This is a genomic window from Rhizobacter koreensis, assembly GCF_013366375.1.
In the GTDB taxonomy this organism is placed as follows: domain Bacteria; phylum Pseudomonadota; class Gammaproteobacteria; order Burkholderiales; family Burkholderiaceae_C; genus Schlegelella_A; species Schlegelella_A koreensis.
The window spans coordinates 16214-36363 of record NZ_JABWMJ010000005.1 but is presented as its reverse complement, the minus strand read 5'-3'; the positions used below and the strand labels follow the sequence as shown (position 1 = coordinate 36363).

At 72.6% G+C, this 20150-nt stretch carries 19 protein-coding genes, 1 tRNA gene and 1 pseudogene; 12 read left to right on the top strand and 9 right to left on the bottom strand.

The features are described from left to right. Position 1: 1 nt before the first annotated feature. Both HQN59_RS11695 and HQN59_RS11690 read left to right on the top strand, forming a co-directional pair. Positions 2-691 (top strand): ATP-binding cassette domain-containing protein, encoded by a 690-nt coding sequence (locus HQN59_RS11695; protein ID WP_176069284.1) that lies wholly within the window; start codon positions 2-4, stop codon positions 689-691. A 140-nt stretch (positions 692-831) separates the two neighbouring features. Beyond that, positions 832-1245, top strand: a complete 414-nt coding sequence (locus HQN59_RS11690; protein ID WP_176069283.1) for a VOC family protein — start codon at positions 832-834, stop codon at positions 1243-1245. 13 nt (positions 1246-1258) lie between these two features. Here the strand turns inward: HQN59_RS11690 and thpR are convergent, their stop codons facing one another. The 3 genes and pseudogenes from thpR to HQN59_RS11675 all read right to left on the bottom strand — a co-directional run. Beyond that, positions 1259-1780 carry an RNA 2',3'-cyclic phosphodiesterase gene (gene thpR, locus HQN59_RS11685; protein ID WP_176069282.1) on the bottom strand — a complete coding sequence of 174 codons (522 nt, stop codon included), beginning with the start codon at positions 1778-1780 and terminating at the stop codon, positions 1259-1261. Further along, positions 1777-2562 (bottom strand): SIR2 family NAD-dependent protein deacylase, encoded by a 786-nt coding sequence (locus HQN59_RS11680; RefSeq protein ID WP_176069281.1) that lies wholly within the window; start codon positions 2560-2562, stop codon positions 1777-1779. The genes thpR and HQN59_RS11680 overlap by 4 nt, the downstream gene beginning before the upstream one ends. A 186-nt stretch (positions 2563-2748) precedes the next feature. Beyond that, a pseudogene (locus tag HQN59_RS11675) lies at positions 2749-3405 on the bottom strand (GntR family transcriptional regulator); the annotation flags it as partial. A 238-nt stretch (positions 3406-3643) separates the two neighbouring features. Between HQN59_RS11675 and HQN59_RS11670 the strand changes: the two are divergent. The 10 genes from HQN59_RS11670 (at position 3644) to HQN59_RS11625 (ending at position 14224) form a co-directional block, all read left to right on the top strand. Further along, positions 3644-4666, top strand: a complete 1023-nt coding sequence (locus tag HQN59_RS11670; protein ID WP_176069279.1) for a Bug family tripartite tricarboxylate transporter substrate binding protein — start codon at positions 3644-3646, stop codon at positions 4664-4666. A gap of 39 nt (positions 4667-4705) precedes the next feature. After that, on the top strand, positions 4706-6376 hold the full coding sequence (gene mdcA, locus HQN59_RS11665; protein ID WP_176069278.1) for a malonate decarboxylase subunit alpha: 1671 nt from the start codon (positions 4706-4708) through the stop codon (positions 6374-6376). A 16-nt stretch (positions 6377-6392) separates the two neighbouring features. Next, positions 6393-6725, top strand: coding sequence for a malonate decarboxylase acyl carrier protein (mdcC, locus tag HQN59_RS11660; RefSeq protein WP_176069277.1), 333 nt, complete (start codon positions 6393-6395; stop codon positions 6723-6725). Then, the gene (locus HQN59_RS11655) at positions 6722-7603 is read left to right on the top strand and encodes a biotin-independent malonate decarboxylase subunit beta (protein ID WP_176069276.1); all 882 of its coding nucleotides are present in this window, start codon (positions 6722-6724) and stop codon (positions 7601-7603) included. The genes mdcC and HQN59_RS11655 overlap by 4 nt, the downstream gene beginning before the upstream one ends. Positions 7604-7611: 8 nt before the next feature. Further along, on the top strand, positions 7612-8313 hold the full coding sequence (gene mdcE, locus HQN59_RS11650) for a biotin-independent malonate decarboxylase subunit gamma (protein ID WP_176069275.1): 702 nt from the start codon (positions 7612-7614) through the stop codon (positions 8311-8313). Beyond that, on the top strand, positions 8310-9134 hold the full coding sequence (gene mdcG, locus HQN59_RS11645) for a malonate decarboxylase holo-[acyl-carrier-protein] synthase (protein ID WP_342451185.1): 825 nt from the start codon (positions 8310-8312) through the stop codon (positions 9132-9134). The genes mdcE and mdcG overlap by 4 nt, the downstream gene beginning before the upstream one ends. Continuing rightward, a complete protein-coding gene (locus HQN59_RS11640) occupies positions 9131-10168 on the top strand; it encodes a triphosphoribosyl-dephospho-CoA synthase (RefSeq protein WP_246294871.1) in 1038 nt (345 codons plus the stop codon). The genes mdcG and HQN59_RS11640 overlap by 4 nt, the downstream gene beginning before the upstream one ends. After that, positions 10165-11091, top strand: coding sequence for an acyltransferase domain-containing protein (locus HQN59_RS11635; RefSeq protein WP_176069274.1), 927 nt, complete (start codon positions 10165-10167; stop codon positions 11089-11091). The genes HQN59_RS11640 and HQN59_RS11635 overlap by 4 nt, the downstream gene beginning before the upstream one ends. A 402-nt stretch (positions 11092-11493) precedes the next feature. Then, positions 11494-13620, top strand: coding sequence for an alpha/beta hydrolase domain-containing protein (locus HQN59_RS11630; protein WP_246294870.1), 2127 nt, complete (start codon positions 11494-11496; stop codon positions 13618-13620). Positions 13621-13639: 19 nt separating this feature from the next. Continuing rightward, the gene (locus HQN59_RS11625; RefSeq protein WP_176069273.1) at positions 13640-14224 is read left to right on the top strand and encodes a PEP-CTERM sorting domain-containing protein; all 585 of its coding nucleotides are present in this window, start codon (positions 13640-13642) and stop codon (positions 14222-14224) included. 233 nt (positions 14225-14457) lie between these two features. On the opposite strand, the gene HQN59_RS11620 is transcribed toward HQN59_RS11625, so the two are convergent. The 6 genes from HQN59_RS11620 to HQN59_RS11595 form a co-directional block, all read right to left on the bottom strand. Beyond that, positions 14458-15405 (bottom strand): beta-propeller fold lactonase family protein, encoded by a 948-nt coding sequence (locus HQN59_RS11620; RefSeq protein ID WP_246294869.1) that lies wholly within the window; start codon positions 15403-15405, stop codon positions 14458-14460. Next, the gene (locus HQN59_RS11615) at positions 15398-15961 is read right to left on the bottom strand and encodes a cytochrome b (protein WP_176069272.1); all 564 of its coding nucleotides are present in this window, start codon (positions 15959-15961) and stop codon (positions 15398-15400) included. The genes HQN59_RS11620 and HQN59_RS11615 overlap by 8 nt, the downstream gene beginning before the upstream one ends. A 232-nt stretch (positions 15962-16193) precedes the next feature. Continuing rightward, positions 16194-16270: transfer RNA gene (locus tag HQN59_RS11610), tRNA-Met, on the bottom strand. A gap of 54 nt (positions 16271-16324) precedes the next feature. Then, the gene (dsbD, locus tag HQN59_RS11605) at positions 16325-18388 is read right to left on the bottom strand and encodes a protein-disulfide reductase DsbD (RefSeq protein ID WP_246294868.1); all 2064 of its coding nucleotides are present in this window, start codon (positions 18386-18388) and stop codon (positions 16325-16327) included. Between the two features lie 50 nt (positions 18389-18438). Next, positions 18439-19224, bottom strand: a complete 786-nt coding sequence (locus HQN59_RS11600; RefSeq protein WP_176069270.1) for an ABC transporter permease — start codon at positions 19222-19224, stop codon at positions 18439-18441. Between the two features lies 1 nt (position 19225). After that, on the bottom strand, positions 19226-20146 hold the full coding sequence (locus HQN59_RS11595) for an ATP-binding cassette domain-containing protein (RefSeq protein WP_176069269.1): 921 nt from the start codon (positions 20144-20146) through the stop codon (positions 19226-19228). Positions 20147-20150 lie beyond the last annotated feature (4 nt).

Here is a 20150-nt window from a genome sequence, read left to right as displayed (position 1 = left end):
CGTGGCGGTCTGGGACGTCGCCATCCGCAAGACGCTGGGCGCCGGCGCCGGGCGCTTCGAGCTCGACGTCGCCTTCGCGAGCGCGGCGCCGCGCCTCGTGCTGTTCGGCCCGTCGGGCGCCGGCAAGAGCGTCACGCTGCGAGCGATCGCCGGCCTGATGCGGCCCGACGCCGGCCGCGTGCGGGTCGGCGCGGCGACCCTGTTCGACGCCGCCGCGGGCATCGACGTGGCGGTCGAGCGGCGCGGCTTCGGTTACGTGTTCCAGGAGTACGGGCTGTTTCCGCACCTGACGGTGCGGCAGAACGTCGCGTTCGGCCTGCGGCGCGGCTGGCGCAACCCGCCGCGACACCTCAAAGAGCCGTCGGTCGAGCGCGCGCTCGCCGCGCTCGAGCTCGACGGCCTCGGCGACCGCCTGCCCGACGAGCTGTCGGGTGGACAGCGCCAGCGCACCGCGGTCGCGCGCGCGCTCGCGCCCGAGCCGCGCGCGCTGCTGCTCGACGAGCCGTTCGCCGCGCTCGACAGCGGTCTGCGGGCGCGCCTGCGCGCCGAGCTCGTCGGCCTGCTTGGCCGGCTCGACCTGCCGATGCTGCTGATTACTCACGACGAGGGTGACGTCGCCGCTTTCGCCGACAGCGTGATCCCGATCGAGGCCGGGCGGGTGGTCGAGCGGCATGCCGCGGGCAACGCTTGAGCCGTCGGGCGCAGGGCCAGCGGCTGCCCTGCGCTTGCTCGGATGCCCAACCAGACATCGGGACGGCGACGTTCAGACGCGCGCCGACGGCTACCCAACAACCTTGGGCGCTACGATCCCTACCGCATCGCTGCCGGACCATGCACAGCCTCTTCCACCTCGCCTATCACGTGCGCGACCTCGACGCGGCGCGCCGCTTCTACGGCGGCGTGCTCGGCTGCCGCGAGGGCCGCTCGACCGCCACCTGGGTCGACTTCGACTTCTTCGGCCACCAGATCTCGCTGCACCTCGGCGAGCCGTTCCCGACCACGCGCACCGGGCGGGTCGGCGACCACCTGGTGCCGATGCCGCACCTCGGCGTCGTGCTCGAGCTCGCCGACTGGCGCGCGCTGGCCGAGCGCCTGCAGGACGCCGGCACCGAGTTCGTGATGGCGCCGCAGGTGCGCTTCGAAGGCGAGCCGGGCGAGCAATGGACGATGTTCTTCACCGACCCCTCGGGCAACCCGATCGAGGTGAAGGGCTTCCGCTCGCTGGCGACGGTCTACGCCAGCTGAGGCGGCGGCAGGCTCAGTCGAAGCCCGCGAGCACGACGTAGCGGCCGGTGCCGGGCAGCGACTGCACCAGCACGTAGCGGTCGACGCGCCAGCCGATCCGCGCCGGCGCCGCAGGCGGCGTCGAGCCGTGCGCACGCCGCGCCAGCGTCACGTGCGGGCGAAACGCGCGCGCCTCCACCGCGATGCTGCAGCTCGCCAGCGCTCCGCCGATCCGCTCGTGCAGGCTCGAGAGCGCGGGCACGGCGTCGCCGGGCTCGAGCGCCGCAACGCCGTTCGACCACACCGCGGCGCGCCCGAAAGCGAGCTCGAAGCCGGCGCCGAACCGCGGCAGCGCGGCGCCGAGACCGGCCATCGCCTCCACTGCGACGTCGCCGAGGAAGTGCAGCGTGAGGTGCAGCTTGGGGTCGGGCTGCGGACGCGCGTTCGGGCCCCAGGTCCACGCGTCGCGGCAGCGCGCCAGCGCCGCCCGCGTGGCGTCGTCGGGCCAGAGCGCGAGAAAAAGGCGCGCCGTCGCGGGATCCGGCGGGCGGCTCACGCGGCGGTGCCGCAAAGGCGCGGCAGCACGTCGCCGATCGAGCCGCGGATCACGGCGTCGGCGAGCTCGTCCATCGCCGTCGGCTGATCGTTGACGATCACGACGCGCGCGCCGGCGTTCCTTGCCACCGGCACCACGCCCGCGACCGGGAACACCTGCAGCGTGCTGCCGACGGCGAGCAGCAGGTCGGCCTCGGCGGCGACCCGCATCGCGCGGTCGATCACTTCGGGCACCAGCGCCTGCCCGAACGAGATGGTGTCGCTCTTGAGGATGCCGCCGCAGCGCCGGCACGCCGGGTCGCGTTCGCCGCCGCGCACGCGCTCGAGCACCTCGAGCATCGGCGTGCGCTCGCCGCAGCCCCAGCACACCACGCGGCGGATCGTGCCGTGGACCTCGATCACGCGCTCGGGCGCATGGCCGGCGCGCTGGTGCAGCTCGTCGATGTTCTGGGTGATCAGGGCATGCAGGCGCCCCTGACGCTCGAGCCCGACCAGCGCGCGGTGCCCGCGATTCGGCTCGGCGCTCCACGCCGGGTGGACGAGGCGCGCCTGCCAGGCCGACTCGCGAACCGCGGGGTCGGCCAGATAGTTCTGCAGCGTCGACTGCTTCTCGGCGGCGGGGTTGCGGGTCCAGACGCCCTGCGGTCCGCGGAAGTCCGGAATGCCGGAATCGGTCGAGATGCCGGCGCCGGTCAGCGCGACGATGCGGCGCGCGGAGCCGACCCAGCCCCGAACGGTGGCCAGCGGGTCGGCGTGGGCGTGACGATCGGCGTCGGCGCTCATGCGGGCAGCGCCAGCGCGGGGTCAGCCTTCGGTCGGCTCGACCGGCGCCGGCCGTGCGCGCGGACGCGCCGCCGGCTTGGTGCGCGGAGGGCGCGGCAACGCCGTCGCACCGTCGGCGCCGGCGCGCCCGGCCCTGACCGGCGCGACCGGCAGCGTCTTCAGTGCCGTGGCCGGCTCGGGCTGCCAGGCGCCTTCGGTCATGCGCGACAGGCTCGCCAGCAGGTCGGCGAACCGCTCGCCCTGCACCACCACGTGGCTGCGCACGCTGAGCGCCGCCTGGGCGGTGTCGCCGACGCGCAGCGCGTCGACGATCGCCTGGTGCTCCTCGAACGAGCGCTGCATCCGATGCCGCACCCGCAGCTGCAGGCGCCGATACGGGCGCAACTTGCGCTGCAGCGCCGCGGCCTCCTCGAACAGGAACGAGTTGTGCGACGCCGCGTAGAGCGCGTAGTGGAAGCGCTCGTTGGCATAGAAGTACGCGTCGGGGTCGCCGGCGGAGGCGGCGCCGCGCCCCGCCTCGTGCGCGGCCTCGATCGCGGCGAGCTCCTCGTCCGTCATGCGCCGCGACGCGAGCTGGGCGCACATCGCCTCGAGCTCGGCCATTACCTCGAACATCTCCACGAGCCGCTGCGGCGAGATGTGGGCGACCACCGATCCGCGCCGGGGGCGGTTCTCGATCAGCCCCTCGCCGAGCAGCAGATTGAGCGCCTCCCGGATCGGGGTGCGCGAGACGCCGAAACGCGTCGCCAGCTCGACTTCGTCGAGGTGGTGCCCTGGCAGCAGCTTGCCGGTGGCGATCTCCTCCTCGATGGCTTCTCGCAGGCGCTCGGACAGACGGCTCATGGCGGAACGATTCTAGGCACCGCACGCACGCGCTCCGGATCAAAGCCCTGTGTGACGATGCAGATCGCACGGTCGGCGCGTACTCACGCCGGTCGCCGGCACGCACCGAGGGTTGTCCATGCCTCTCGACAGACGAACGGGGCGGTTCACCCGCACTTTCCTTGTATACACTGAACGCGCAAACGAATACTGCAACTCGCGGGCGCCGCGCCGACCCGCGTCACCGGAGACAAAGCGAATGACTCGACATCCCACCGACCGCCCGCCCGTCTCGTTCGAGCGCCGCGACGTCCTGCGCGCCGGCGGTGCCGGCGTGCTCGGCGCCGCCCTCGCCGGCACCGGCCTGGGTGCGCATGCGCAAGCCTGGCCGTCCCGGCCGGTGACGGTGGTCGTGCCGTTCCCGCCGGGTGGCGGCACCGACGCCTTCGCGCGGCCGCTGTTCGCGTGGATGTCCAAGCAGATGGGCCAGCAGGTCGTCATCGACAACCGCGGCGGCGCCGGCGGCAACCTCGGTGCCGCGGTTTCCGCGAAGGCCGCTCCGGACGGCTACAACTGGTTCATGGGCGCGGTGCACCACACCATCGCGCCGTCGATCTATCCGAAGCTCGACTACAGCCTCACCAACGACTTCATCCCGGTCGCGCTGATCTCCAACGTGCCGCAGGTGATCGTCGTCAATCCGCAGAAAGTGCCGGTCAAGGACCTGAAGGAGTTCCTCGCCTACCTGCGCGCCAACCCGGCCAAGCTGACCTACGGGTCGGCGGGCAACGGCTCGTCGCACCACCTCGCCGGTGAGCTGTTCAAGAGCCAGACCAAGACCTTCATCACCCACATCCCGTATCGCGGCGCCGGCCCGGCGCTGCAGGACCTGATCGGCGGCCAGGTCGACATCATGTTCGACGGTCTCGGCTCGTCGGCGACCCACATCAAGAGCGGCCGGCTCCGCCCCCTCGCGGTGGCGGCGCAAAAACGCGCGCCGGGCTTCCCGGACATCCCGACCAGCGTCGAGGCGGGCGTGCCGACCTACCAGGTCGCGACCTGGTACGGCCTCTGGGCACCCAAGGGCACCCCGAAGGAGGCCATCGACCGGATGAACGCCGAGCTGAAGGCGGCGTTCGCCAGCAAGGAGATCCGCGACGCCTGGACCGGTCTGGGCTCGGAGATCCCGACCCTCACCGGCAGCGCGTTCGGCGACTTCGTCAACGCGGAGACGGCGCGCTGGGCCGCGGTCGTCAAGGCCGGCAACATCAAGATGGACTGACGGGCGCCCGTTCGTTCCGTCGTTCTGCCCGCCCGAGCCGTGGACCGCGCCGTCAACCCCGCCTGGGACCAGCGCGCACGACGCCGCCGCGTCCGCATCGAGCGCGCGGCGGCGGCGCAGCCCGGCGGCCGCAGGGTCGCGCACGCCGATGCGGTGGCGCTGCTCGAGGCGGTGCTCGAGCCCGGCGACCGCGTCTGCCTCGAAGGCAACAACCAGAAGCAGGCCGACTTCCTGGCGGCGGCCCTCACCCGCGTCGACCCGGAGCGCGTGCACGACTTGCACCTGGTGCAGTCGGTGCTCGCGCTGCCCGAGCACCTCGACGTGTTCGAGAGCGGCGTTGCGAGCCGGCTCGACTTCTCGTTCTCGGGGCCGCAGGGCAGCCGGCTCGCGCAGCTGGTCGCCGAGCGCCGGATCCAGATCGGCGCGATCCACACCTACCTCGAGCTGTTCGCGCGCTACTTCGTCGACCTGACGCCGCAAGTCGCCCTCATCGCCGCGCAGTCGGCCGATGCCGCGGGCAACCTCTACACCGGTCCCAACACCGAGGACACGCCGGCGATCGTCGAGGCGACCGCGTTCAGCGGCGGCATCGTGATCGCGCAGGTCAACGAGATCGTCGACGCCGTGCCGCGCGTCGACGTCCCGGCCGACTGGGTCGACTTCGTCGTCGCCGCACCGACGTCGAACGTGATCGAGCCGCTGTTCACGCGCGACCCGGCGCAGATCTCCGAGATCCAGGTGCTGATGGCGATGATGGCCATCAAGGGCATCTACGCCGAGTACGGCGTGCAGCGCCTCAACCATGGCATCGGCTTCGACACCGCGGCAATCGAGCTGCTGCTGCCGACGTATGCCGAGTCGCTCGGCCTGCGCGGGAAGATCTGCAAGCATTGGGCGCTCAACCCGCACCCGGCGCTGATCCCCGCCATCGAGGCCGGCTGGGTCGAGTCGATCCACTCGTTCGGCTCCGAGCTCGGGATGGAGGACTACATCCGCGCGCGCTCGGACGTCTTCTTCACCGGCGCCGACGGTTCGCTGCGCAGCAACCGCGCGTTCTGCCAGGCCGCCGGTCACTACGCGTGCGACCTCTTCATCGGCTCGACGCTGCAGATCGACCTCGCCGGCAACAGCTCGACGGCGACGCTCGGCCGCATCACCGGCTTCGGCGGCGCCCCCAACATGGGCGCCGACGCGCGCGGGCGCCGTCACCCGAGCCCGGCATGGCTCAAGGCCGGCGCCGAAGCGCGCCAGGGCCTCGCCGGCGCGCGCGGCACGCCGCGCGGCCAGAAGCTGGTGGTGCAGATGGTCGAGACCTTCCGCGAGCACATGCAGCCGGCGTTCGTCGAGACGCTCGACGCGTGGACGCTGGCCGAGCAGGCCGGGATGGCACTGCCGCCGATCATGATCTACGGCGACGACGTGACGCACGTGCTCACCGAGGAAGGCATCGCCAACCTGCTGCTCTGCCGCGACGACGAGGAGCGCGCCCAGGCAATCCGCGGCGTTGCCGGGTATACGGCGGTGGGTCTTGCGCGCGACCGCCGCGCGGTCGAGAACCTGCGCGACCGCGGCGTGATCCGGCGCCCGCAGGATCTCGGCATCGACGTGCGCGACGCCACCCGCAACCTGCTCGCTGCACGCTCGGTGCGCGACCTGGTGCGCGCGTCGGGCGGGCTTTACAAGCCGCCCAAGCGCTTTCGCAACTGGTGACGGCCGAGGTGCCCTCGTGAACACCCCTCTCGGCCTCGAGCAGCTGCGCTTCGATTTCGCCGGCGAGCGCGCGTTGCCGCCGTTCAGCCCGGTGCTGGTCGGCGTGGTCGGCTCCGGCAACCTCGAAGTGCTCGTCGAGCCGGACGCCGACGCGGCGCGCTGCCGCGTCGAGGTCGAGACCTCGGCGCGCGGCTTCGCGCCGATCTGGGGCGCCGTGCTGCGCGACTTCCAGGCGCGGCACCGGCTCGCCGGCGTCCGCATCTCGATCAACGACATGGGCGCGACGCCCGCGGTGGTGGGCCTGCGCCTCGACCAGGCCGTCGCCGAGCTCGAGGAGGCGGCGCGATGACGACGAGCTACGCCGAGTGCTCGGCGCGCGAGCGCCTGCACCGCCTGCTCGACGCCGGGAGCTTTCACGAATGGCTGGCGCCGGCGGAGCGCATCACGAGCCCGCACCTGACGCAGCTCGGCGTGCCGTCGGCGTTCGACGACGGGGTCGCGATCGGCCACGGCACGTTCGACGGCCACCGCGTGTTCGTCGCGGCGCAGGAAGGTGCGTTCATGGGCGGCGGCGTCGGCGAGGTGCACGGCGCCAAGCTGGTCGGGCTGCTCAGGCGGGCCCTGCGCGACCGGCCCGACGCGGTGCTGCTGCTCGCCGAGTCGGGCGGCGTGCGCCTGCACGAGGCCAATGCCGGCCTGATCGCGGTGTCGGAGGTGATGCGCGCGGTGCTCGACGTGCGCGCCGCCGGCATTCCGCTGGTCGTGCTGATCGGCGGCGCCAACGGCTGCTTCGGCGGCATGGGCATCGTCGCGCGCTGCTGCGACTGGGTGGTGATGAGCGACATCGGGCGCCTGGGCATGTCGGGACCCGAGGTGATCGAGGCGTCGCACGGCGTCGAGGAGTTCGACTCGCGCGATCGCGCGCTGGTCTGGCGCACCACCGGCGGCAAGCACCGCTGGCTGAGCGGCGACTGCGACCTGCTGGTCGCCGACTCGATCGACGCCTTTCGTGACGCCGCACGGGTCGCGCTGGCGCGGCCGCGCGCGCTCACGCTCGAGGCGCTCGAAGCCGAGCACACCCTGCTCGCCACTCGCCTGAGCGACGCGCCCGACGGTGCCGACGCGGTTGCGCTGTGGCGACGCTGGGGCATCGCCGACGCCGAGCTCGTGCCCGACCTCGAACCGGCCGACGTGCGCCAGCTGCGCGCCGACGTCGTCACGTTGTGAGACACGCGATGGACTGGTCCGAGCTCGCCGATGGCCTCTTTCCCGAAGGGCACACGATCATTCGCGATGGCGACTTCCTGTCGGGCGTCGGCACGCTCGACGGGCAGGCCGTCACGGTGGTCGGCAGCACCGCGCACGCGCCGGTCGGCGTCGCGCTGGCGCTGGCGCAGGCGCGGGTGGTGCTCGACACGATCGCGCAGCACCCCGGGCGACCGATCCTGCTGCTGGTCGACACGCAAGGCCAGCAGCTGCGCCGGCGCGACGAGCTGCTCGGCATCAACCGCGCGATGGCGCACCTCGGCGCCGCGGTCGACCTCGCGCGGCGCAGCGGTCACCGCGTGATCGGCCTCGTCTACGACCAGGCGCTGTCGGGCGGCTTCATCACCTCGGGGCTGATCGCCGACGCCTGCTATGCGCTCCCCGAGGCCGAGATCCGGGTGATGCGCATCCCTGCGATGGCGCGCGTCACCAAGCTCTCGGAGGAGCGCCTCACCGCGCTGTCGCACGACAACCCGGTGTTCGCGCCGGGCGTGCAGAACTACGTCGCGATGGGCGGGGTGCGCGCGCTGTGGAGCGGCGACCTCGCGGCGGCACTGCGCCAGGCGCTGATCGACACGCCGCGCGATGACGAACGCGCCGCCGACGGCGCCGCGCGCGGCGGACGGCGCCTGGCTGCCCGCGTGGTGCAGCGCGTCCTCGACGCGGCGTGAGCGCGGCGGTGGGCGCGCTGCAGCGTCAGCGGCTGATCCGCCTGACGTCCGCCGGGTGGCGCCGCCTCGTCGCGCAGGCGCCGTCCGACGACGTCGCCCGGTGCATCGCCGACTGGGCCGCGCACGACCGGCCGCTCGTCGTCGCGCGTCAGCGCACGCCGGCAAGCGCCCGCGTGCTCGTCGGACTGCCGGCGCCGGCGGAATGGGGCAGGCGACGGATCGCGCTCGAGATCGAGCCGCGTGATGTGGCGAGCGTCGGCGCCTTTCCACCGCTCGTCGACGTCGCCGACCTGCTGCCGGCGGCGCTGCACGCCCCCGTGTTCGCGCTCGAGCAGGCACTGCGAACGAACGCCGCATCGGCGCGCGTCTACGGCAGCTTCGGCTGGCAGCGACTCACCGGCCTCGCCTACCTGCACGCGGATTCGGATCTGGACCTGCTCGTGCATGTGCATGACGTGCAGAGCGCCGACGCTGCCGTCGCCGCGCTGCGCCGCGCCGAGGACGCGTTCGCTGCCGCGGCGGCTGCGCCCGCGCGCAAGCCGGCGGCGAGTGCGTCCTCCGGCGGCGCGCCGGCGCCAGTCGCGCGCACGCCGGCACCGGCTGCGCCGGCCCCTCTGCCCGCGCTCCCGCGGCTCGACGGGGAACTCGTGTTCGACGACGGCCATGCCGTGGCATGGCGCGAGTGGGCCGCGTGGCGCGCCGGGCAGAGCCGGCAGATGCTCGTGAAGACTACCGTCGGCGCGAGCCTCGTCTCTGGTCCCGGCTGGATGCCGCACCTCGTGGGACCGCCTGCCGCAGCGCTGGCGCGGACCGGGCGATGAACCTCTTCGCCGGCCCGGCGGCGGTGGGTTCACGCCTCGAGCGGATCCCGGCGGAGATCCACCGGGCGCGGGCGTTCGACGCTCGCACGCTCGTCGACGACGGGGGCGCGATGCGTCTGCGCGTCGTATCCACCGTCGACGGCGCACCGGTTCGTGCGCATTGCGAGGGTTCCGGGCGTGCCGCCGCGGGTGCCGCACCGCCCTGCGCATCGCTCGACGCCACGTTGCGCCGCATCGCGCGCGCGGCAACCGCAGCGCTCTACGACGAACTGGCGCTCCACCCCAAACCCGGCCTCGTGTCGTTCGTCGACCGCGGCAGCCACGCCGACATGGACGCGACGACGTTCATGCGGAGCCTCTTCGCGCTGCGCCATTACTTCGCGCAGGTGACGGCGCTCGGCGCGTGCGGCGCCGCGTTCGAGGCGCTCGAAGGCGCCGGCATTGCCGCCGAGCGCCGCATGCTGCGTGCGACGGGCGGCATCAACACGCACCGCGGCGCGGTGTTCACGCTCGGGCTGCTGTGCGCGGCGGCGGGTCGCTGCGCCGCCGCGGGCGAGCTGCCGACGGCCGAGGTGCTCAGGCGCCATCTGCAACAGGGCTGGGGCGCCGCGCTCCACGCGCGCGCCGGCGCACCGCCGCGCTCGCCGGCGGCGGCGGCGGCGCGCGCCGCCGGGCTCGCCAGCGCCAACGACGAGGCCGCGCGCGGCTTCCCGGTGCTGTTCGACGCCGTCTGGCCGGCGCTCTGCCGTGCCCGCGGCGACGGCGTCGACCCGCAAGGAGCACGCCTCGACGCCCTGCTCGCCGCGATCGCCAGCCTCGACGACACCAACCTGCTGCGGCGCGGCGGGCGTGCCGGCCTCGACTTCGCGCGCGATGCGGCAGCGCGCTGGCTGGCGCAAGGCGGCGCGCGCCGCGTCGGAGCCGTCGGGCACCTCGAGGCGCTGCACCGCGACTTCGTGCGGCGTCGGCTGTCGCCAGGCGGTGCCGCCGACATGCTCGCCGCCGCCTGCTGGCTCGAACGGGTCTCCCGGTGAGCCTCGGGCTGCTGTTCCCCGGCCAGGGATCGCAGCACGCCGACATGCTGCGCTGGCTCCGGCACAGCCCGGGTGCCGCCGAATCGCTCGTTCGTCTCGAGCACGCGCTCGGCAGCGGGTGGGTCGACCGGCTCGCGGATGCCGGCTGGATGACGCGCAACATCGTCGCGCAGCCGCTGGTCACCGGGCTCGCGCTCGCCGCGTGGAGCGCGCTGCGCCCGCTGGTGCCTGCGCCGGCGGCGATCGCCGGCTACAGCGTCGGCGAGCTCGCCGCGTTCGCCGCCGCCGGCGTGTTCGACGACGCCGCTGCGCTGCACCTCGCCGCCACGCGCGCGGCGCTGATGGACGCCTGCCTCGGCGTGCACGCGACCGGGCTGCTCTCGATCGCAGCGGCGCCGGCCGGGCTGATCGAGGCGCTCTGCGCGCGCCACCAGCTCGCCGTCGCAATCCGCATCGACATCGACCGGGCGGTGCTGGGCGGTGGCGTGGCCGCACTGGACGCCGCCGAGGCGGACGCCGACGCGCACGGCGCATCGCCCGTTCGCCTGCCGATCGGGGTCGCCTCGCACACGCCGTGGCTGGCCGGCGCGGTCAGTCCGTGGTCGGACGCGCTCGCGGCAGTGCCGTTCGATCGCCCGCGCGCTGCGCTGATCTGCAATGCGAGCGGCGGCGCGCTGCACCGCGTCGACGCGCTCCGCCGCGCGCTCGCCGAGCAGATCGCCACCGCCGTCGAGTGGGGTCGCTGCATGGAGAGCATGGCCGAACGGCGCGTGCGTTGCGTGCTCGAGGTGGGGCCCGGAAGCGCGTTGGCCCGGATCTGGAACGCGCGCCACCCGCAGATTCCCGCACGGTCGGTCGACGAGTTCCAGAGCGCCGAAGCCGCAGCGGGCTGGGTGCGGTCGACACTCGCGGCGGCGGGCTGAGGGAAAGGCGCGTGCGGCGGCCTTGCGCCGCACCTGCCGAGATAGCCTCGGCGTCACCTCGGGCGCCTGTCACCTCGAGCCACGCGCCTGCGGTGCGGTGCAAGTCGCAGCGGCTCCGGCTCGTCCGCGTTCGGCAGCAGCCGACACCCGCAGGCAGCGGGCCTGCTGTTTACCCTAGTCGGCCTGATGTATACAAGGCATAGACTGAATCGAACAAGAATCCACATCTTCGCGCACGCGACCACCCGCCGCGTGCGTGCATGCCGGCGCCGCTGTCCATGAGGCACTCGGCGCCGGCGCCCGTGCACCTGCAGTGGCCGACGTCGACCGACGGCCGTGGCGCCAAGCTGCGGCGGCGGCCCGTGAGCGCCTCGACCGTCCAATAACGGAGACAACATCCCCATGAAGCTTCACAGGCATAAATGGAGCGGCCAGCGCACCGTCGCCGCGCTGGCCCTCGCGGCCGGACTGGCGACCACGCTGACCGCCGAGGCCCGCGTCACGCGCATCGTCATCGACTCGACGACGCCGGTCACCGGCGGCGCGATACCCCACGAGACCCTGCGCGGGCGCGCGTTCGGCGAGCTCGACCCGAACGACCCCAAGAACGCGGTCATCACCGACGTCCAGCTCGGCCGCGACACCGACGGCAAGGTCCGCTACGAAACGAGCTTCACGGTCACCAAGCCGGTGAACCTGGGACAGGCGAGCGGCTTCATGTGGCACGACGTGCCGAACCGCGGCGGCAACATCATCATCAACCAGACCGAGCGCGACCTCGGCGACATCGGCCTCGCGAGCGGCTGGCAGGCCGACAACGCGGGCGGTACCGCGGTGCCGACCAATCACGCGACCGGCACCAACCACTGGGTGGTGGTGCCGATGGCGCGCGAGAACGGCCAGCTCGTCACCGGCAAGGTGCTGGCGCGCGTCGTCAACCGCAGCGGCCCCGCGTCGCAGCCGCTCAACGTGATGGGCAACCCGGTGCCGTATCTGCCCGCGACGCTCGACACCACGCAGGCGGTGCTGACCACGCACACCAAGGAGACGGTCAACGGGCAGGTCACGGTCGGCAGCGTCATCCCGTCCGATCAGTGGGCGTTCGCGCGCTGCGACGCGACCACCGGCTTCGCCGGCCGCACCCCGATCGACAACAACGAGGCCAACCTGCCCGGCAACCTGCCGGTGCACGTGTGCGTGAACGGCGGCTTCAACCCGAACCTGCTCTACGAGCTGGTGTACGTGGCCAAGGGGGCCTACGTGCTCGGCGTCGGCGCGGCCGCCTTCCGCGACGTCGGCTCGTTCTTCAAGTACCAGAGCGCCGACGACTTCGGCAACCCGAATCCGATCGCCGGGCGCGTCACGCACTCGTCGATGCGCGGCAGCTCGCAGTCGGGCAACTTCACGCGCCAGTGGATCTACATGGGCATGAACCAGGACGAGGCGAACCGGATGGTTCACCAGGGTGCCTGGCCGCAGATCGCCGGTCGTCGCGTCGCCGCCAACGTGCGCTGGGGCCAGCCCGATGGCGTGCTCGAGCTGTACCAGATGGGCAGCGAAGGCCCGCAGTGGTGGACCGACTACCCCGACGCCGTGCGCGGCGTCGCGGCGCGCAGCATCTTCTCGCGCTGCAACCTGACCGGCACCTGCCCGAAGGTGATCGAGCACTTCGGCGGCTCGGAAGTGTTCGCGCTCAAGATGACCACCGAGTGGGTCGGCACCAGTGCCAACTACGACATCCCGCTGACCCGCAGCGTGCGCCGCTACTACATCGGCAGCACCACGCACGGCGGCGGCGGCGGCGGCTTCGTGCACCAGCCGGCGGCGACGCCGGTCAACTGCCCGGGCAACAACTGGGGCACCGGCACCTTCCGCGCCAATCCGATGCCGTCGACGCAGATGGTCAACGTGATCCGCGTGGCGATGCGCGACTGGCTCATGAAGGGCATCAACCCGCCGCCGAGCCGCTACCCGACGCTGATCGGCGGCACCCTGGTTGACCCGACGCCCCAGGCGATGGGGTTCCCGATGGGCATTCCGGGCATCCCGGCGTCGATCTTCAACCCGGAGAACTTCGTGTTCCCGGTGTTCGACTACGACTGGGGCCCGCAATACAACAAGACGGACGCGACCGGCGTCGCGACCAACCTGCCGCCGCCGATCCGCGCCGTCATCCCGATGAAGGTGCCCAAGGTCGACGCCGACGGCAACGAGCTCGGCGGCGTTCCGACCGTGCTGCGCGATGCGCCGCTCGGCACCTACCTCGGGTGGAACATTACGGCCACCGGCTTCCACGCCGGGCAGGTCTGCAACTACGTCGGCGGGTACATCCCGTTCGCGACCACCCAGGCCGAGCGCCTGGCGAGCGGCGACCCGCGCCTGTCGCTGGTCGAGCGCTACGGCAGCCACGACGGCTACGTCGCCGCCGTACGCGCAGCGGCCAACAACGCGTTCGCCCAGGGCTATCTGCTCGCCGCCGACCGCGATGCGCTGATCCAGGCCGCCGAAGCCAGCAGCGTGCTGCGCTAACCCTCGCGAGGAACACAAGATGAAGAAACTCGCCCTCCTGGCCGCGGCGGCCGCGACGTTCGCGGCCGTGCCGGCGCACGCCGACTTCACCGGCGTGACCGCGCCGGCGAACTGGACCACGACGATCACCGGTACGCTGGGCACGCCCGGCGCCAGCGCCGGCGGCGCCGTGTTCACGTCGTCGACGCTGACGCTCACCGGCGGCAACACCAGCAGCGCGCTCGGCTGCGCCGGCGGCACCTACGCGGTGCTCGGACCGTGCCAGGTACAGAGCGTGATCAACCGCGCCGGCACCTACACGTTCAACTGGTCGTACCTCACCAGCGACCCCGCCGGCCCCGCCGGCGACATCTTCGGTGTGCTGCTCGACTCGATCCCGATCACGTTGAGCGATCCGGGCGGTGCGCTGGCGCAGAGCGGCCAACGGATGTACTCGGTGACCTCGTCGTTCGGCTTCTTCGTCAACTGCACCGACTGCACGGAGGGCGGTGCGACGGCGACGATCGGCGGCCTCGCCTTCGTTCCGGAGCCGGCGACACCGCTGCTGCTGGTGAGCGGCATGGTCGCGCTCGGCCTCCTCGGCCGGCGCGGCCGGCGCTCCTGAGGCGGCCCGGCGGGGCTGGCAAGCGGCCGCTGCGGCGACGTCGCCTCACGCGTCGCGCAGCAGCGCGGAACGCCCCTTCGGGGGCGTTTGTCCTTGGCGCTGCCGGGTTCGGGCGCAACCACGGCTTCGTTCGCTGCCCGGCGCGCGTGCCCGTCGCATGGATCGGCCGCTGACGCCCCGCTTCGCGGGACGGCTACCCGATGTCGCGACACCGAGCGCGCCACGCGGCCCTCTCAGCGAATCACCACCCCCCACGGCAGCTTGCCCACCGCGATGTCGGTCAGCTTCACCGCGCGCTCGGTGTCGATCACCGAGACGCTGCCCGAGCGCCCGCAGGCGACGTAGAGCTTGCGCCCGTCCGGCGTCAGGGCCATGTTCCAGGGCCGCTGCCCGACCGGGATGGTCGCCTCGACGGTGAGCCTGGCGGCATCCATCACCGACACCGTCGCGTCGCCGCCGTTCGAGACGTAGACGCGCCGGCCGTCCGGGTGCACCGCGATGCCGTTGGCGCGCAGGCCCGCCTTCACGCGGCCGACGATCTGGAACGTCGCGGTGTCGATCACGAACACCTCACTGGCGTTCTCGGCGGCGACATAGGCACGCGAGCCGTCGGGCGCGAAGCCGATGCCGCGCGGGCGCGCGCCGACCGGCACCTGCGCGACCTGGGCGCGCTTGTCGGTGTCGATGATGTCGACGGCGTCGCCGTCCTCCGCGCTCACGAAGACGAGCCGGCCATCCGGGCTGAATGCAGCGTGCTCGGGGTTCTTGCCCCGCACCTTGACCGTGAACGCGCGCGCGTCGGTGCGGGTGTCGACGAAGACCACCTCGTTCGATTCCTCGATCGCCGCGGCGACCCAGCGCCCGTCCGCGGACATGCCGACGCCCTCGGGCGACTCGCCGAGTTCGACGCGGCCGACGGCCTGCCGCTTGGCGAGGTCGACGATGACGAGCCGGTTGCCGGTCTGGTCGCTCACGTACGCCCGCGTGCCGTCCCGGCTGACCGCCGCGCCGCGCGGCTTCGACCCGGCCGCGATTTCCGCGATCACCCGGTCGGTCCGGGTGTCGATGACGCTGAGCGTGCCCGAGCCCTCGTTGGGGACGTACGCGAACGGTGCCGCCACGGCGCCGGCCACCGCGCCCAGCCACACCGCCGCAAGCAGGGTGCGCATCGCATCAATCATGAGAACTCCCGGCGGCGCCCGCGGCCCACGGCGTGATGCGCCCGAAGATGCCGTCGCGGTCGATCAGCGCGTGCTTGAGCGCGGCGGCCACGTGGCCCGCAACCAGTGCACAGAACAACCACGCCGTGGCGGCATGCAGTGCCTGGAGCGCGCTGTAGAGCGCCGGCAGCTCCGGCCCCCAGGGCGCAAGCGGCCAGCCGAACAGCACCACGCCGCGCTTGCCGACGTTGGATGCCAGGTAACCCGACAGCGGCATCACCAGCATGCAGGCGTAGAGCACGCGGTGGCCGAGCCTCGCGGCACGCTGCTGCCACGGGGGCATCGTGCGCGGCCAGCCGGGCGGCGCGTGACGCAGGCGCCACACGAGGCGCAGCACGACCAGCAGGCCGAGCACGATGCCCATTGACTTGTGCAGGTTGATCACGCCGCTGCGCGCCGGCGTGCCGCGCGGCGCGATGTCGTCGAGCAGGAACCCGAACGCGATCTGCGCCAGCAGCCCGACGCCGATCAGCCAGTGCAGGCTGCTGGCGACGCGGTCGTACGAGGCGGGAGGCATGCGAGCCAGCCGGCAAAGTTCGGGCCCGCCAGAAAGCAAGCGCAAGCCGGCGACGACAGCGTGCGCTACAAGCTCGCGACAGCTGCGGGCGCCCGACGACGAGACGCCGACGCTTCCGGACGGGAACCCTGGACGGCAAGCCGCTGGGTCCCAGGGCCGAGGCGCCAGCTCGAGCTGCGGCAAGCGGAAAGCAAAACGCCGACCCTGGGGCCGGCGTTCGAACCGTATTCGGTGGTTGCGAGGGCAGGATTTGAACCTGCGACCTTTGGGTTATGAGCCCAACGAGCTACCAGACTGCTCCACCTCGCGACTGAGCCTGCAACTATAGCACAGCAACTGGCGGGATGCGTGCGGGCCGTCTCGTCAGAGCCCTGCCGCTTGCAGCGTATCGAGGAAGCGGCGCGCGTTCTGGTAGCCGATGACGCGGGTGCCGCCGACCTCGTTGCCGCGCGTGTCGAAGAAGATCGTTCCCGGCGGGCCGAACAGCTGGAAGCGGCGCAGCAGCGCCTTGTCGTCGACCGTGTTGGCGGTCACGTCGGCCTTGAGCAGCAGCGCCCCGCCGAGCCTGCGGCGCACCTGCGCGTCGGTGAACGTGAAGCGCTCCATCTCCTTGCACGAGACGCACCAGTCCGCATAGAAGTCGAGCATCACCGGCCGCCCGGCGGTGCGCAGCGCCTCGTCGAGCTCGGCGACGCTGCGAACCGGCGTGAAGCGCACGGCCTCGGCGGCTTCGCCTCTGCCGGCGAGTGCGGCGATCGGCCGCAACGGGTCGGTGCCCCCCGACGCCGCGCCGACCCACTCGAGCACGCCGACCACGGCCAGCAACGCGCAGGCGGCAAGACGGACGGTCGCCCCCGGGCCGGGGCCGAACACCGGACGCCGCGGCGCGGGCGCGACCGCTTCGGCGCCCTGAGCGGGGGTCGACAGGCCGGCACATTCGGTGGCCGTCGCCGTGCCGCCGTGGGCCGCAGCCACGGCCCCCGTCGGCACTGCAGCGTATGGCGCGTTCACGGCCGCGTGCCCCGCCGCACGCCCGCCACGCGTCGCCAGGAACGCCGCCGCCGCGAGCGCGAGCGTGCCCCACAGCGCGAGCACCATCGAGGCCGGCAGCAGCGTCTGCACGGTCCAGAGCGCCACGCCCAGCAGCAGGAAGCCGAAGCCGCGCTTGACGTCGGCCATCCATGCGCCGGCGCGCGGCAGCAGCATGCCGGCCGACGCGCCGATCAGCAGCAGCGGCACGCTCATGCCTGCAGCCAGCGAGAACAGCGCCGACCCGCCGAGCCAGACGTCGCGCGTCTGGCTCAGGTAGAGCAGCGCACCGGCGAGCGGCGCGGCGATGCAGGGGCTGACGATGAGCGCCGACACGCCGCCCATCGCACCGACGGTCGCGAGGCGACCCCCGGGCAGGCGGTTCGACGCGGCGGCGGCACGCTGGGTGATCAGCGCGGGCATGCGGAACTCGAAGAGGCCGAACATCGCGAGCGCGAGGGCGACCAGCGCGACCGCGAACGCGCCGAGCGTCCACGCGTTCTGCAGTGCCGCCGCGAGCCCTTCGCCGACCAGCCCGGCAGCGACCCCGAGTGCGGTGTAGACAAGCGCCATGCCGAGCGAATACGCCGCGGCCAGAGCGAACGAGCGCCTTCGCGAGACGGTGCAACCCTGCCCGACGATGATCGACGAGACGATCGGCAGCATCGGCAGCACGCACGGTGTCAGAGACAACAGCAACCCGGCCCCGAAGAACACCGCGATGACGAGCCAGAAATTGCCGCCGGCCAGCGTCGAGGCGATGCCGTCGCGGGCGCCCGCAGCCGCCGCCGGGGCGACGCCGGCGTCGCTGCTCGCCGTCGGTGCGGCGCCACCATGGCCGCGCAGCGCCGCCGCGAGGCCGCCGCCGGCGCTCCCGACAGGTGCCGCGAACGGATCGGGCATCGCCACCACGCGCGCGGACCCGCTGCCGCCGAATCCCGAGAGGCTGACCAGCGCCGCGCTCTGCATCGGCGGGTAGCACAGCCCCTTGTCGGCGCAACCCTGGCTCGTCGCGACGAGGCGGAACTCGGCCGGCGCCGCGTCCACCGGCACGCTGATGCGGACGGTGCCGCGCAGCGTCTCGACGTTCTTCTGGAAGGTCTCGTCGAACTTGACGACCCCTGCCGGGTAGACGGGCGTACCGAGCGCCGCATCGGGCGCCTCGAGCTTGAACTGCTCGCGGTACATGTAGTAGCCAGGCGCCACGTCGAACACGACCTCCACCGTGCGCTCGCCGGTGGCGTGCGCCTCGAAGCGGAATGCGCGATCCGGCGGCAGGAAGTCGTCGGCGGCGTGGCTCGCGGCGCTGCCGACCAGCAGCACGAGCAGGGCGACGGCGTGCCAGCCGAGCGCGAGCCGGCGGAGACGGCCGGGAGAGAGGCGGAAAAGCAGCAGCAAGGCAGGCGACACGTCGGAGGCCTCGGCGCGGAGAGGCGCGCGAGGGCCGGTCAGCGGAAGAAGCGGCGCCGCGTCAGCACCAGCGCGAGATAGTAGCCCGCGGCCGCATACCCCACGAGCAGCAGGAGCGGCCGCAGCGGATCGGCGGGCCATTCGCCGAGGACCAGCGGTCGGACCAGCTCGACCCCTGCGGTGAGCGGCAGCCAGGCGGCGAGCGTCTGCAGCCAGCCGGGCATCTGCGCGAGCGGGAAATAGACGCCCGACAGGAACGTCATCGGCGTGATGACGAGCGTGAAGTAGTAGGTGAAGAAGTCGTAGCCGTTGGCCAGCGCGTTGAAGACGAGCGCGATCGACGCGAACGTGATGCCGACCAGCCCGAGCACCGGCAGCGCGAGCAGCATCGAGGGCGCGCGGCTGATCCCGAGCACGAAGATCACGACCAGGATCGCGGCCACCGAGAACAGCGCCTTCATCGCCGCCCAGAGCATCTCGGCGAACAGGATGTCGTCGAGGCCGACCGGCGCGTTGAGGATGCCGTCCCAGGTGCGCTGCACCTGCATGCGCGAATATGCCGAGTAGAGGCCTTCGAAGGTCGCCGCGAGCGTCGCGCTCGCGACCACGCTGCCCGACGCGAGGAACTGCACGTACGGCCGGCCGTCGATCTGGCCGACCAGGGAGCCGAGGCCGTAGCCGAAGGCGACCAGCGTGATCAGCGGCTCGGCGATGTTGCCGAGCACGCTTGGAACGGCGAGCTTGCGCCAGACCAGCAGGTTGCGCATGACCACCGGCCAGAACGTGCGCGTGACCTGCGGGGCGGCGTAGAACGAGGTCAGCATGTCAGGCGTCGTCCCGGATCTGGCGGCCGGTGAGCTTGAGGAACAGGTCCTCGAGGTTGGCCGGCCGGTGCAGGTAGCGGATCGCGTGGTCGGTGCTCAGCGCGTCGAGCACCGGCTTCGCATCGCGGACGTAGAAGAAGACGGTCTCGCCGCTCGTCTCGACGCGGTCGGCGAGGGTCTGATGCGCCTGCATCGCCGCGAACGCACCGTCGCCGTAGACCTCGATCACGTCGCTCTCGAGGTGCTCGCCGATCAGGCCGCGCGGCGTGCCTTCGGCGATCTTGCGACCGTGATCGAGCACCAGCAGGCGGTCGCACAGGCGCTCGGCCTCGTCCATGAAGTGCGTGGTCAGCAGGATGGCCTTGCCCTGCCCGAGCAGGTTGTTGAGGCGCTCCCACATCAGGTGGCGCGCCTGCGGGTCGAGGCCGGTGGTCGGCTCGTCGAGGATCAGGAGGTCGGGGTCGTTGATCAGCGCGCGCGCGAGGCTGAGGCGCCGCTTCATGCCGCCCGAGAGCTCGCCCGGCTTGGCGTCGGCCTTGCTCTGCAGCGCGGCGAACTCCAGGAGCTTCGGCACGCGCGCGGCGATGGTGTCGCGCCCGAGCCCGAAGTAGGCGCCGTAGACGCGCAGGTTCTCGGCGCAGGTGAAATCGGGGTCGAGGCTGTCGAACTGCGAGACCACGCCGATGCGCTTCTTGGCGTCGCGGACGCGCGCAGGCAGCGGCAGGCCGAAAGCCTCGACGCCGCCGCCGCTCGGCCCGGTGAGGCCGAGGCAGATGCGGATGGTGGTGGTCTTGCCGGCCCCGTTGGGACCGATCACGCCGAGGCATTCGCCCGGCGCGATCTCGAACGACAGGTCGTCGACGACGGTGGCGTCGCCGAAGCGTTTCGAGAGGTGCGAAACGCGCAGCAGCGGGTCGGCCATCGGT

Coding starts and splice junctions, on each gene's coding strand:
- HQN59_RS11690 (WP_176069283.1), top strand. CDS start 832: ATGCACAGCCTCTTCCACCTCGCCTATCACGTGCGCGACCTCGACGCG.
- HQN59_RS11680 (WP_176069281.1), bottom strand. CDS start 2,562: ATGAGCGCCGACGCCGATCGTCACGCCCACGCCGACCCGCTGGCCACC.
- HQN59_RS11670 (WP_176069279.1), top strand. CDS start 3,644: ATGACTCGACATCCCACCGACCGCCCGCCCGTCTCGTTCGAGCGCCGC.
- HQN59_RS11655 (WP_176069276.1), top strand. CDS start 6,722: ATGACGACGAGCTACGCCGAGTGCTCGGCGCGCGAGCGCCTGCACCGC.
- mdcE (WP_176069275.1), top strand. CDS start 7,612: ATGGACTGGTCCGAGCTCGCCGATGGCCTCTTTCCCGAAGGGCACACG.
- HQN59_RS11640 (WP_246294871.1), top strand. CDS start 9,131: ATGAACCTCTTCGCCGGCCCGGCGGCGGTGGGTTCACGCCTCGAGCGG.
- HQN59_RS11630 (WP_246294870.1), top strand. CDS start 11,494: ATGAAGCTTCACAGGCATAAATGGAGCGGCCAGCGCACCGTCGCCGCG.
- HQN59_RS11625 (WP_176069273.1), top strand. CDS start 13,640: ATGAAGAAACTCGCCCTCCTGGCCGCGGCGGCCGCGACGTTCGCGGCC.
- HQN59_RS11620 (WP_246294869.1), bottom strand. CDS start 15,405: ATGATTGATGCGATGCGCACCCTGCTTGCGGCGGTGTGGCTGGGCGCG.
- HQN59_RS11615 (WP_176069272.1), bottom strand. CDS start 15,961: ATGCCTCCCGCCTCGTACGACCGCGTCGCCAGCAGCCTGCACTGGCTG.
- HQN59_RS11600 (WP_176069270.1), bottom strand. CDS start 19,224: ATGCTGACCTCGTTCTACGCCGCCCCGCAGGTCACGCGCACGTTCTGG.
- HQN59_RS11595 (WP_176069269.1), bottom strand. CDS start 20,146: ATGGCCGACCCGCTGCTGCGCGTTTCGCACCTCTCGAAACGCTTCGGC.